Below are 13,386 nucleotides of genomic sequence, written 5' to 3'. Positions count from 1 at the left end.
GGATAAGTGATAAATGGGTAAGCGATAATTGGATAACAATAAATAAGCATGCAATAAGCATTTTAAAAAGTCGCTATAAGTAGGGGGGTGGCATAGTTCTAATTATCGAAGAGATTAATCATAAAAACCCCAATTGATCTAATAATGTGAACAATGTTTTGCGGTATTCGATATTTATTCTTTTTTAATGAATATATATGATGTTTATGTGGTTGGAACACTGCATGTCGAAAACTGAATATTTTGAGGAATTGAATATGACTATTGTGAGTAATAAAAATTCTGTAAAAGAATTAGTAAGTTCTAGTGCAGGATTCAAAACAACCGATGGTGATGGTGTGTCGATGGTTAGACTCGTCGGCACAGCTGAACTTGATATGGTTGATCCATTCTTACTGCTGGATGCCTTTGGCTCTGATGAACCGAATGATTATATCGGCGGATTTCCCCCGCACCCACATCGTGGTTTTGAAACAGTCACGTATTTACTGGAAGGCAAAATGCGCCATAAAGATAACGCCGGTAATGAAGGTGTGATCGAATCTGGTGGTGTGCAATGGATGACTGCGGGCAAAGGTATTGTTCATTCAGAAATGCCAGAGCAGGAGAACGGCATGCTGCAAGGCTTTCAGCTTTGGGTGAACTTGCCGGCAGAAGATAAAATGACATCGCCTGCCTATCAGGAGTTTACAGCGTCAGAAGTACCGTTGGAAACCTGGGAAGATGGCACTACCATTCGCGTTGTTGCAGGTACCACAGAAAAAGGTACGACAGGCCCGGTTAAAAACGATTATGTCAGTCCGCTATTTATGGATGTGTCGTTAGTAAATTACGATAATTATCAGCAAATAGTAGATACGCAGGATAATACCCTGGTGTATGTTATCGACGGTGAAATCGAGGTCGGTTTGCAGCAACAGCTTTTGCCTGCAAAAACATTGGGAATATTAGAACCAGGTGAAAAGATTATGGTCAAAGCCAAAACTGAATCGGCCAGATTTCTTGTTATTTCAGCCAGACCGTTGAATGAAAAAGTCGCGCGAGGTGGTCCTTTTGTAATGAATACTCAGGACGAAGTCAGGCAAGCGTTTGATGACTTTAGAAATAACCGATTTTAAATAAACACTAAACAAACACGTATACAAACAGCAGGCGATTAAATAAATGGCAGGAATAACAAATACCAAAGAAAGTTTTGGTTGGGTATCGATCACTCTTCACTGGCTCATGGCTATAGCGCTTATCGCTATGTATTTTGTCGGAGACTGGATGGTCGATTTGGACTATTACGACAAGTGGTATAAGGATGCACCGTATATTCACAAAAGTGTTGGCGTCATCATTGGTCTATTAATGTTGGCGCGTTTGCTTTGGAATGTGGTTCAAGCCAAACCACGGTATCTAGATGTCAAAAGTACCATGATGAATATGCTGGCTTCGCTGACACATTACTTTTTCTATTTAATGGTATTTGTGCTGGTGGTCAGTGGCTATTTAATTTCAACCGCTAAAGGTCAGGGGGTCGAAGTTTTTGGTCTATTTAATGTGCCTGCACTGTTGGCAGACAGTAAAGATCGTGGAGAATTGGCCGGCACAGTACATGAATACTTAGGTTTAGCATTTATTATATTAGTGGGGGTTCATGCCTTCGCCGCACTGGTTCATCATTATTTTATGAAGGATCGAACGTTAAAGAGAATGTTAGGTCTCAAAGCTTAATAATTGAAACACACCTAAAAACAACAAATTAATTTACCTCCGTTTTATTAGAGACAGAAGTAGAAAATTTAATCATTATTTATTTACAAAGAAAGGAAGGAAGAAAGTATGAAATTAAAAACAATGGCAACATCATTTTTAGCACTGGGTTTACTGGCAGGCACTCTATCTGGGCAAGCTGCTGATTATGCATTCGATAAAAAAGGCGCACATCAGTTTGTACAATTCAGAGTGCAGCATTTAGGTTATAGCTGGTTATACGGTCGTTTCAATGATTTTGATGGCACGTTTAGCTACGATGCAGCAGAACCAGAAAAAGCAAAAGTGTCTGTTAAAATTGATACCAGCAGTGTGGATACTAATCATGCAGAGCGTGATAAGCACCTTCGTGGTGATGATTTCCTTGATGTAGATAAATTTCCAGAAGCGACGTTTGAAAGCACCAGTTTTGACGGCAAGACTTTGAAAGGTGATTTAACCCTTCACGGTGTGACTAAGCCAGTTTCAATTGCTGTTGAGAAAATCGGCGAAGGTGAAGATCCATGGGGTGGTTACCGCGCTGGTTTTGAAGGTCGTACTACTTTCAAAATGGCTGATTTTGGTATCGAAAAAAATCTAGGTCCTAAATCAGCGGATGTAGAAATGATTCTTTCTGTTGAAGGCATCAGATTGAAGGGTGACGTTAAGAAATAAGGTTACTGATTCGATTTTTTAAGCGCTTTTTTAAGCGTTTAAAGATTGATAATAACTGCCGGGAAATAGGTTAACCTGGCAGTTATTATCTTTCTAAAAATAACGATTAGAAATCGTTACGTCGGGGGAGGGGAGCTGTAAATCTTAAATCAGTAGTTTCCATTCATTTGAAATGGCCACTTCCAGATTTTCTTCCTGCAGTTCTGCAGCAAGCTTCGTTAAGTTATCAAAGCCTTCAGACGATGCGTGACCCTTAACATTGATAACAAAAATATTCTTTTCATCTTTTCGATAGATATCGGATTCTAATCCGTGGATATCCAATCCACCGGCTGTTAGTTTTGAAATAACGGCTTCTTTAATACCGGTTGTATTGATTCCTTTAACGCGCATAAATACATCTGATTTTTGAAATTTATAGGTCTTGCGTGTGCAAGTATCTATGTTTAATTTAAGGTCGTAGTTTTCGACAACGCCTAAGAGACATTTTTCAATTTCAGATTCACCGATATACGCATCAACCATAACCACGACAACAAAACTGTGCCCTAATCTCAGAGATGAAATACTCTGGATTTCGCAGTTGCATCCTAATAACTCATTGCAGAATTCGGATAGCATTTTGGGTGATTTATCACCGATCGCGACGATGCGATACCTTTGGCCATCCATTATGTATTTTTACTCCTTATCGTTAGTATTATGAGAGTTATCATTTATCAAACTATCTTATGTGACTGTTAAATAGTTTATGTGCAAACTATAAGCCAGCTTGTCTGAATGTGAGATTAATAAATTTAAATAAACAAAATTTTGCGATCAAGTGCGTAGATTTTATCGTCAGAGAGATAAGAAAGATCTACGATAATATCCGAAACAATGCGTTAAAATGATTACAAAAACGCATCTATAAAGGTTAATGATTTGAAACTTGTACATACGTCTGAAAATGTGGTTTTTCTGTATCATCTAAAAAACATACTGGATGCAGCGGGAATAGACTGTGTAATAAAAAATGATCGTCTTTCTTCGCTCGCGGGTGAAGTGCCTTTAACAGTATGTTGGCCTGAACTCTGGGTAAAAGATTCCCTAAAAGAAGACTGGGCAAAAGAGCTCGTTCAAGAAGCGTTGAAACCTGCAAATCCAGATGAAAATTGGGTTTGTGAAAATTGCGGCGAGCAACATAGCTCACAATTTACTGATTGCTGGAATTGTCAGAGTATTAAAGCTTTTTAATTCGATCTTATTTGTCGCGATAATTGATGTGCTTAGACAGTGAAATCAACAAAAGGGTTTTTAATAAATAGTTATCAATAAAAAAACGCCCCAAAGTAGGGGGGTGTATTATGATGCTTATGAAAGCGACCCTCTTCAGATAAAGATTAATAAAAGACTCATAAAATACAGATTAGATCTCAAATGACCCAAACCGATAATCAAAAACAAGAATTTCATATTGAGATTACTACTGACGATAAAACAGCAGTGGATTACCTTGCTGATGCATCAGGTCTTTCTCGCCAAAAAATCAAGGCTGTGATGCAACAGGGCTGTGTATGGTTAGAGCAAAAAAATCAACCTGTATCACGACTTCGCCGCGCCAAAAAAAGAGTAACGATAGGGAATGTGCTGCATTTTTATTACGATGAAACTATTCTTCAACAAAGTCCTCAATCAGCCTCACTGATAAGTGATGAGGGTGATTACAGCGTTTGGAATAAACCGTCTGGAATGTTCTCACAAGGTTCCAAATGGGGTGATCACTGCACGATTCAACGCTGGGCAGAAAAGACACTGGTTCCTGAGCGTGTCGCATTTGTTGTTCATCGTCTCGACCGTGCCGCCAATGGCCTTATTATTCTCGCGCATAAAAAGAAAGTAGCCGCTCAATTTGGCCGTATGTTCGAGCAAAGACAAATTACCAAGGTGTATCAGGTATTGGTTGAAGGACGCTTTGCAGATATGGCTGAAAATGGTTCTATCACCATCGATAATGAGCTGGATGGTAAAAAATCAATTTCTCATGTCACGGTTTTGTCCTTTGATGAAAACGCTAACCGAACTTTATTAGCGGTGAATATCGAAACAGGACGAAAACATCAAATAAGAAAACACCTTTCAGGTTTGGGATTTCCCGTGGTCGGAGACAGATTATATGGATCGGCAACCAATCCGGCGTCTAAATCTGATAGTGATACTGACATTCTCAATAGCAATGACAAAGAGCCTGAAGATCTTCAGTTGAGCGCAGTTCGGTTATCATTCATTTGTCCCATTAGCCAAGCAGAGAAAACTTTCGAACTCTAATGTTGCCTCTGATCACAGATGATTTTTGCTTGAATATGAAGGCTTGCATTCTCACTTATTTGATCAGCTAGATTAAATTTAGTTACTTGATCTCCATCAATTATTTCATGCTCTCGTTATTATATATTAGTACATAGTAATATAATTAATTAAATACATAGGTGGTTCGACATGAAAATCAAAGCAGTTTCACTATTAGTGGGAGGTCTCATGGCTTCTCTAATCTCAGTTTCAGCAGTAGCTGATGATTCTATGAATGTAAAAATCTCGCCAACACTAGATTCAGTAAATGTAGTTCACATGGGCGATAGAATTACCATTCAAAGAGATCAGGACAAGGGACATACGATCCCTAAGCTTTATGCTAAAACTTCACGTTCTTGTCCTCCATTTTGCATTCAGCCAAGTGTTGCGGCGCCCGGTGTTGAAACAATTGCTGAATTGGAAATGCTGGATTATTTAAAGCAAGCGTCTACCGATAACTCAGTTATTGTTATTGATTCTAGAACTAACGACTGGGTAGCGCGTGGCACTATCCCCGGTTCTGTCAATATTCCATGGACAAAGTTAAGTGTTGCTGGCAACGGCGCATGGGAAGATTCAGAAGATGCGCCTTCAGCAAATGATGTGATGAGAGATCGTTTTGGCGTAAAAGGTGATGACGATAAACTGGATTTCAGTGATGCTAAAACATTAGTCATGTTCTGTAACGGCTCATGGTGTCATCAATCAACGGTGAACATCAGATCACTGGTTAAGAAAGGCTACCCTGCGGAAAAAATTAAGTGGTATCGCGGTGGTATGCAATCCTGGGTAACTTTGGGTTTAACTACTGTACCACCTCAGTAAAAATCTGAAGCGTACAAAACCCACTCAGATTTTTTGAGTGGGTTTTTTTATGCCTGAGCGTTTTTACTTGTGTTACTTATTTCTTTAGTTTGTTGCTCTAGTTGTTGCTCTGAAGTGTTAAGGCTATTAACTTGAGGAGAGTTCTTTTTTGATGGTCGGTAGTATTTTTTTCAGCAATAAAGGTTGAGCTGAAGCGGTAGGGTGCAATTCATCTGCCTGTAAATAATCAAAATTCTGCGCAATGTCTTCCATAAAAAAGGGAATAAAGGGAAGATCATATTTTTCAGCTAAATCTGCAAAAACCGCCTCAAACTTTTCTGAATAGGCAACACCATAATTAGGTGGAATCTTCATCCCGAATAAAATCACCTTTGCATTCGCCTTTTGCGCTTCTTGAATCATTGTGTCTAAATTAGTTTTAGTGACATCAGGAGGAATGCCCCTTAAACCGTCGTTGGCCCCCAATTCGAGAACCACATAGTTAGGTTGATGATCTTCTAACGCTTTGGGTAATCGCGTTCTTCCACCCTGAGTGGTCTCACCACTAATACTGCCATTGATGACTTCTATTTTTTCGCCGAGCTCATTTCTCATGAGATTTACCCAGCCTTGTTCTCGAGGTATTCCATAAGCCGCACTGAGGCTATCCCCCCAAACAAGAATTTTTTGATCAGCCAAAGCAGTGCTGCTAAAGGCACTGCTGAAAAGCATAATAGTCATTAATAGAAAAGAACGTCGTGCTAGCTTGAAAACTTTCAATGTGAAACCCATAGTTAATACTCTTATTATCCAATCCTTATGACCATATTAATGTCAAATAATTCTATTGTAATTGAATCACAAAATTTAAGTAAAAGCTTACCGGTTTCAACGGGTGAAAAATTACACATCTTAAACAACATTTCGTTAGTTGTAGAACAGGGCGAATCGGTCGCGATTACGGGAACTTCCGGGTCGGGAAAAACGACACTTTTGGGCTTGTTGGCAGGGTTGGATGTTCCTTCTGAAGGAAAGGTGAGTTTGTTAAAAAAGGAATTAACCGAGCTGGATGAAGATCAACGAGCAGCGTTGCGCTTAAGTAAAGTGGGCTTTGTGTTTCAATCCTTTCACTTGATGGATAATTTAACCGCGCTTGAAAATGTCATGCTGCCACTAGAGCTGGATAGACAATCTGGTTTGAAACTCCCCGAGATTCGACAACGTGCAAGCGAGGCTTTGAATCAAGTTGGTTTGGGTGAGCGTCTTACCCATTTGCCTACTCAGTTATCGGGTGGTGAGCAACAACGCGTCGCACTTGCAAGAGCATTTGTCACCAAGCCTTCGGTGTTATTTGCCGATGAACCAACGGGGAACCTAGACAGCAATACGGGTGATGAAATTATCGAGCTGCTGTTTGCGATGCAAAAAGAAAGCAATACAACACTCGTGCTGGTTACACATGATGATGATTTGGCTGAAAAATGCCAGACACATTACAAATTGGTGAACGGTGTTTTGGCTTTATAGTCTTGTATCTTTGTAAAATGAAAATTTGCAACTAAACACTTATCAATTACAACATCACTCAAAAATACATCGTTATGACAGCTGTCATGACAAAAAATAATAGCGGATAACAACACAGAAATGATTTCTCTACTTCAACAGTTTTTGATTCAGACTAAACGTTTCTGGCGTCTCGCAGAAACTCGCTTATTATTTTTGGCATTACTGGTAGCGGTTGTTGCTGTTACATCTGTCGGTTTTTTTACAGATCGTGCAGATCGTGCGATGAATGTTCAGGCTACGCAATTACTGGGTGGCGACATGGTGATCGTATCGACACGTCCGATTGATGATTCTTATATGGAAGAAGCCGAAAAAAGAGGCTTGAGTACAGCCAGTACGGTTTCTTTTCGTAGCATGGTGTCGCGCGGTGAGAAATTTCAATTAGCCCAGGTTAAAGCCGTATCGGATAAATATCCGTTACACGGAGAAATAGAAACAAGCGCTGTAAGTGGGGGGGTGACTAAAGCAACTCGCATTGATACCTTGGCTGATAATGAAATCATTGCGGATAATAAATTGTTTGTTTCATTGGGAACCGGTGCAGGAGATTCAGTACAGCTAGGCAAAAGCCAGAAGGTACTGGCGAAAATCATTAATAAGATGCCGGATCAGGCGAGTAATGCCTTTCAGTTTGCACCTACATTGATCATGCCTTTGGCACAACTTCCTGAAACAGGGCTTTTAACCGCGGCAAGTCGTGCAAATTACAGTTTCTTATTTGCTGGTAATGAAGCGCAAATAGATTCTTTTCGTAGTTGGTTGAAACCACGATTAACGCGAAGTGAGAAAATTCGAACACTAGAAGACGGCATGCCAGCCATCCAGCAAGCCCTACAACGTGGGCAACGTTTTCTGAAAATGGCGGCATTACTGGCTGTGATTTTAGCCGGTGCTGGTATTGCGCTAAGCAGTTACAGCCTGACCAGACACGAAACATCAGCAGTTGCGGTGCTTAAAACAATGGGTGCATCTCGCTGGCAGGTGACAAAACACTATTTATCTCAGTTATTGATTGTGGCACTCATTGCCGGAATTGTTGGATCCATACTGGGCTTCTTTATCCAGTTCTTTCTTGCCAGTTATTTACAGGACTTTATCGGTCAGGAATTGCCCAGTACAGGCTGGATGCCGGTTTGGGTAGGGTTGCTGACCGCACAAGTGTTGGTTATTGGTTTTTCTGCGCCTCATCTTTTACAACTGGTTAAAACAGCGCCTGTGCAAATACTTCAACGTGCGAGTAGCGCGTCAAAAGCGCCATTATTGTTGCCTTTTATAAGCTTGTCTTTATCAGTGCTCGGTTTGATGTGGTTACAAACGGCAGATATTAAATTGAGTTTGTACTTGCTGGTAGCAGTGATGATTGCGTTAGCCGTTTTTTGGGTGTGTGCTTTATTGTTGCTAAAACTGATTCGTAAACTAGGTGAACGCTGGCATCTGCCCAAAGCCAATCGTCGCATGGCGTTGATGGTGGTCGTTTTTGGTGTGGGTTTATTTAGTTTATTATTATTAACCACCTTACGTAGTGATCTGATTGATCGTTGGCAAGCGAGTCTTCCTGAGGGTGCGCCTAATCATTTTCTGATTAATATTCAACCGAATGAAGTTCAGCCCTTAAAAGAATTGCTCGCTAAAGATAATACCGAAGCACCTATATATCCAATGGTGCGCGGCCGTTTAGTGGAAGTGAACGACAAAGCAATATCGCCATATGATGCAAAATATGCAGAGAACCAACGTGCGCAACGTTTATTAACCCGTGAATTTAATTTATCGGCAAGCGCGGAAATGCCCGAGGGTAATATGATAACTGCGGGTAAATGGTTCGAGAAAGGCGCGCAGTCCGGTTTTTCTATGGAGCAAGGTATCGCTGATAATCTAGGTGTGAAAATGGGGGATAAACTGACCTTTGATATCGCAGGTCAGCGCATTGTCGAAACCATTACCAGTATGCGAACCGTTCAATGGGATAGCATGAAGCCGAATTTTTTCGTATTAGCGGCTCCACAGGCTTTTGATAATTACCCGAAAACATTTATCACCAGTATTTACCTCGATGAAAGTAAACCTGAAGTATTACCGAATCTAATCAAGAAATTCCCTAGTGTGACGGATATTGATATCAGCGCAATTCTTACTCAGGTTCGTGATTTGATTAATAAAGCTGCTTTCGCTGTGCAGGGAATATTTCTATTTACGTTAGTCGCAGGTGTAGTGGTTTTATTCGCAGCCTTACAGTCACAAAAAGCACTAAGAAGAAAAGAGCTGGCAATACTGAAATCACTGGGTGCTAATAGAGCGTATTTACGTCGCAACCTTATTCTTGAGTTTGCCATGATTGGCGGTTTGGCAGGTTTTCTCGCTGCTGTACTAGCATTGATTGCTGGTAACGTAGCGGCCTATCAATTATTTGAATTAACGCCGCAGTTCAATTTAGGATTGATCATTCTCGGGACTGCTTTAGGGGCTGTACTTGTAAGTATTGCAGGCTATTTAAATGTCAGAGGATTATTGTCGGTTGTACCGGTTTCTTTGTTTCGTTAATTAATCCTGGATTAGATGCGTTTGCTTAGATTTCTGTTGTGAAGTATCAGCAGAAATCACCTGTTAGGTTAGCGATGTATAAATTACAGAATAAATAACCTTGGGTTTTTAAGGCTTTATTTAGTCCTATTATTGAAGCTGGAATAAATATTTTGTTTTCTTAAGTTATCAAATAATGCTTAACGCATTTTTCTTGGTTTATTCGTGAAGTGAGCATTTAATCAAAGTAAGCGTGACACCTCTGTGAAATATTTCAGTTGCTGTGATTTATCTTAAAAAGAGAAGGAGTGTAAAAAAATTATTTTTTTACGGAACTTCTTAGGGTTTAATATTGCCCAAAGCTACAGTTTTGTAGATGTGATTCATCCATTAGGGGAAAAATTCTTTAGCTTATCGATTGTAAATTTCAACATTCTTGTTGGTGTTGCCTTTAAAATTCTAGCGGAATAATAACGTCCGTAAAATAAACTGAGTTTTCATCGTTAAGCGTCGTCTGTTTTTATTATTGCTTTAATCTTGTTAATGTCATTTTCAAGTAAAACACTCTGTAAAATCGACTTGAATTAAGAGCAATACCTTTGCGTATAAGGCGATAGACGGTTGCTCATTAGTGACTAATGGATTATCCTTGCAAAATCTGTTATTCGGCTCGGAAAAAATATTGTGGGCTTAAAGCCAAGAATAACTTGTAACCATCAAAGTTAAAAAAAATTAAGGAGTTTCAAATGTTCACTAAAACTTTTGCTTCAGCAGCCGTATTGGCGCTTTTGCTACCTGCTACACAGACAATGGCTGCTTCTCATAGCGAAGAAGAAAAAGATAGAATTGATGCTACAGATACTTTACCTGACGCTAAACCTGGTGAGTGTTATGCGAAAGTAATTGTACCAGCAGAATATGAAACAAAAACTGAACAAGTACTAATCAAGCCAGAATCTGAAAAAGTTGAAGTTAAGCCAGCTGTTTTTGATGAAGCAGAAAAATCAATCATTGCTAAAGAAGGTTTCACTAAAGTTAAAGTCATTCCTGCTAAATTCCGCGAAGAATTTGAAGAAGTTGAAGTGGCTAAAGCAAGCACAGAGTGGGTTACAAGTCTTGGTAAAAAAGGTATTCCTGCAAGCCCTGCGTTACTAGCAGCAGCTAAAACAAACAGTATTGATATTTCTAGTGCAGCAATCGGTGAGTGTTTCAAAGAATACTATGTTCCTGCAAAGTACGAAAAGACTGAAAAAGAAGTACTTGTTAAGGAAGAGTCAGAAGAAATCAAAGTAGCTGCAGCACAGTTCGAAGAAACTGAAGAGACTGTAGTTGTTAAGCAAGCAAGCAAGAAGAAGGTTTACAAGCCTGCTGAATACGAGACTATCGAAGAAAAAATCGAAATCGAGCCAGCTAAAGCGGTATGGAAGAAGGGTGACGGCCCAATCACTAAGATTGATAACTCTACTGGTGAGATCATGTGTTTGATCCAGGTTCCTGCTAAATACAAGATCATCAAGAAGACTGTTCTTAAGACTCCTTCAACAATTGATCTAGTTGAAGTACCTGAAGAAGCTAAAGGCGTTAAAGTATCTAAGCTAGTTAGCGATGCAACCATCGATAAAGTTAAGATACCTGCTGAGTACAAGAAAATTACTCTAACGAACAAAGTATCTGATGCAAGCTTCACATGGAGAGGCGCGGCAGTTGATGGTGAGGGTACTTATACTGGAAACCAGATTTGTCTTAAAGAAATTCCAGCTCAGTTCACTAAAGTTAAGAAGTTAGTGATCGATACACCTGCTGCAATTGAAGAAGAGAAAGTTGAGCCAGTTGCCAAGCTAATCAAAGTAAGTAATGTTGCTACAGAAGCAGAAGAAATTCGTACAACTATTCCTGCGGAATACAACACTGTTGAAAAGCGTGCGAAAGTTTCTAGCGAGCGTTTAGAATGGCGTCGTGTTCTTTGTAAGACGAACATGGGTCCTGATATCAACAAAAGAATCCAACAAGCGCTTAAAGACGCTGGTGTTTATACCGGTGCTGTAGATGGTAATGTTGGACGTGGCACAATGTCTGCTGTTGAAAGATTCCAGAAAGATAACGGACTTGCTACTGGCGGTTTGACTATCGATACACTTGAAAAGCTTGGTGTAATGTAAACAACACTTCGTTTTAGTAAGTATTAAAAAAGCCGCGAAATTCGCGGCTTTTTTGTGTCTGCTTTTTTTATATTAAAAAAAGCCCCCAAAGTAGGGGGGTGACTTTGGTGATATTAGAGGTTGCTGCTGAGAATTAGACGTTCTCTTTATTTTCTCTTTGTGCATAAAAATCATCAGCGAATGCATCAAAACTATCGTTTTCGATGGCGGCGCGTATTCCTCTCATCAGTTCCTGATAGTAATACAGGTTGTGAACCGTATTCAGGTGCGCACCGAGCATTTCGCTGCATTTGTCCAGATGACGTAGGTAAGAACGAGAATAGTTCTGACAGGTGTAGCAACCACATTCAGGATCGATAGGCCCTGTGTCAGCTTGATGTTTGCTATTGCGAAGTTTTAATTCGCCAAAGCGTGTAAACAAAAATCCATTTCTCGCATTTCTGGTTGGAATCACGCAATCAAACATATCTACACCACGCCTAACTGATTCTACAATATCCTCAGGTTTGCCAACGCCCATTAAATATCTGGGTTTATCGGCTGGAAGTAGGGGGGTGGTTACCTCTAATACGTGGTCTCTTTCATCTTTCGGTTCGCCAACAGACAGTCCTCCTATAGCGTAACCATCGAATCCTATTTCCTGTAAACCTTGTGCAGAAGTCGTTCTGAGTTCTGCGTGCATGCCGCCTTGCACTATGCCAAATAACGCTGAAGGATTGTCTGCGTGCGCTTCTTTGCTGCGTTTAGCCCAGCGTAAGGATAACTCCATAGATTCGCGTGCTTCAGACAAGCCCGCTGGATAAGGCGTACATTCGTCAAATATCATCACGATATCGGATCCCAGCTTGCGTTGGATGTCCATGGATACTTCTGGTGACAGTAATACCTTGTCGCCATTCACAGGTGATCTAAAGTGAACGCCTTCTTCAGTAATCTTGCGCATTTTTGCCAGAGAAAATACTTGAAATCCGCCCGAGTCCGTAAGGATGGGTTTATCCCAGTTCATGAAGTCGTGCAGATCTCCATGCTTTTCGATAATGTCAGTACCTGGCCTAAGCATTAAGTGAAACGTATTTCCAAGTATTATCTCGGCGCCGAGGTCTTTAATCTCTTCGGGTTTCATTGATTTTACTGTGCCGTAAGTTCCTACGGGCATAAAAGCAGGGGTTTGAACGGTTCCTCTAGGGAAGTTTAGTTCTCCTCTTCTGGCAAGGTTGTTGTTCGATTTATCTGAATGTTTGAGTGTGAAATCCATGAGTGGCACTTTAGGTTAAATTGTACAAATGGCGTATGTTAATTGTTCTTTTGTATAGATGCACAACTTTGTTGGGCAATCGCTGGCTTATTGATTAAATATTCGTAAATAATTCTTCATGGGTCATCTAGGGCAGAGGTCTCATTGATACTTGAAATAATTAAAAAGAATAATTGTTATAAAAAAGTGCCCCAAAGTAGGGGGGTGTAAAAAAAGTAAAAAAGGTGGTTGGGTAAGGCTACCGTCTATGTATATGTGGAATAGAAGTATATTATTATTTAATAATATTATTTAAATCAATAGCCTAGCTATAAAAAACCTATCCACAAATGTGTA

Annotated in this window: 12 protein-coding genes; 9 read left to right on the top strand and 3 right to left on the bottom strand. The window is 40.1% G+C overall.

Annotation, left to right across the window (positions count from 1 at the left end; translation table 11 throughout):
- The first annotated feature begins 224 nt into the window (after window positions 1-224).
- The 3 genes from EV695_RS01455 (at window position 225) to EV695_RS01445 (ending at window position 2,412) form a co-directional block, all read left to right on the top strand.
- A complete protein-coding gene (locus EV695_RS01455) occupies window positions 225-1,118 on the top strand; it encodes a pirin family protein (RefSeq protein WP_243651421.1) in 894 nt (297 codons plus the stop codon).
- A 46-nt stretch (window positions 1,119-1,164) separates the two neighbouring features.
- Window positions 1,165-1,719: a cytochrome b gene (locus EV695_RS01450; protein WP_131904137.1), complete on the top strand. Its 555-nt coding sequence runs from the start codon at window positions 1,165-1,167 to the stop codon at window positions 1,717-1,719.
- 108 nt (window positions 1,720-1,827) lie between these two features.
- On the top strand, window positions 1,828-2,412 hold the full coding sequence (locus EV695_RS01445) for a YceI family protein (protein ID WP_131904136.1): 585 nt from the start codon (window positions 1,828-1,830) through the stop codon (window positions 2,410-2,412).
- Between the two features lie 144 nt (window positions 2,413-2,556).
- Here EV695_RS01445 and EV695_RS01440 read toward each other — a convergent pair whose 3' ends face one another.
- Window positions 2,557-3,084, bottom strand: coding sequence for an ACT domain-containing protein (locus EV695_RS01440; RefSeq protein WP_131904135.1), 528 nt, complete (start codon window positions 3,082-3,084; stop codon window positions 2,557-2,559).
- Window positions 3,085-3,336: 252 nt separating this feature from the next.
- Between EV695_RS01440 and EV695_RS01435 the strand changes: the two genes are divergently transcribed.
- The 3 genes from EV695_RS01435 (at window position 3,337) to EV695_RS01425 (ending at window position 5,568) form a co-directional block, all read left to right on the top strand.
- Window positions 3,337-3,648, top strand: coding sequence for a putative signal transducing protein (locus tag EV695_RS01435; RefSeq protein ID WP_165874589.1), 312 nt, complete (start codon window positions 3,337-3,339; stop codon window positions 3,646-3,648).
- 183 nt (window positions 3,649-3,831) lie between these two features.
- Window positions 3,832-4,719 (top strand): RluA family pseudouridine synthase, encoded by an 888-nt coding sequence (locus EV695_RS01430; protein WP_131904133.1) that lies wholly within the window; start codon window positions 3,832-3,834, stop codon window positions 4,717-4,719.
- Between the two features lie 171 nt (window positions 4,720-4,890).
- On the top strand, window positions 4,891-5,568 hold the full coding sequence (locus tag EV695_RS01425; RefSeq protein WP_131904132.1) for a rhodanese-like domain-containing protein: 678 nt from the start codon (window positions 4,891-4,893) through the stop codon (window positions 5,566-5,568).
- Between the two features lie 126 nt (window positions 5,569-5,694).
- On the opposite strand, the gene EV695_RS01420 is transcribed toward EV695_RS01425, so the two are convergent.
- The gene (locus EV695_RS01420) at window positions 5,695-6,339 is read right to left on the bottom strand and encodes an arylesterase (RefSeq protein ID WP_131904131.1); all 645 of its coding nucleotides are present in this window, start codon (window positions 6,337-6,339) and stop codon (window positions 5,695-5,697) included.
- Window positions 6,340-6,378: 39 nt separating this feature from the next.
- On the opposite strand from EV695_RS01420, the gene EV695_RS01415 reads away from it, so the two are divergent.
- The 3 genes from EV695_RS01415 to EV695_RS01405 all read left to right on the top strand — a co-directional run bounded on the left by EV695_RS01415 (window position 6,379) and on the right by EV695_RS01405 (window position 11,795).
- Entirely contained in the window at window positions 6,379-7,074 is a 696-nt protein-coding gene (locus EV695_RS01415) for an ABC transporter ATP-binding protein (RefSeq protein WP_131904130.1), read from the top strand.
- A 120-nt stretch (window positions 7,075-7,194) separates the two neighbouring features.
- Complete coding sequence (locus EV695_RS01410) at window positions 7,195-9,657, top strand: ABC transporter permease (RefSeq protein WP_131904129.1); 2,463 nt, start codon at window positions 7,195-7,197, stop codon at window positions 9,655-9,657.
- Window positions 9,658-10,382: 725 nt separating this feature from the next.
- Window positions 10,383-11,795, top strand: coding sequence for a peptidoglycan-binding domain-containing protein (locus EV695_RS01405; RefSeq protein ID WP_131904128.1), 1,413 nt, complete (start codon window positions 10,383-10,385; stop codon window positions 11,793-11,795).
- 133 nt (window positions 11,796-11,928) lie between these two features.
- On the opposite strand, the gene tgt is transcribed toward EV695_RS01405, so the two are convergent.
- On the bottom strand, window positions 11,929-13,050 hold the full coding sequence (tgt, locus tag EV695_RS01400; RefSeq protein WP_131904127.1) for a tRNA guanosine(34) transglycosylase Tgt: 1,122 nt from the start codon (window positions 13,048-13,050) through the stop codon (window positions 11,929-11,931).
- Between the last annotated feature and the right edge of the window lie 336 nt (window positions 13,051-13,386).

This window comes from Cocleimonas flava (genome assembly GCF_004339015.1).
In the GTDB taxonomy this organism is placed as follows: Bacteria; Pseudomonadota; Gammaproteobacteria; order Thiotrichales; family Thiotrichaceae; genus Cocleimonas; species Cocleimonas flava.
This window is presented reverse-complemented; position numbering and strand designations above follow the sequence as displayed.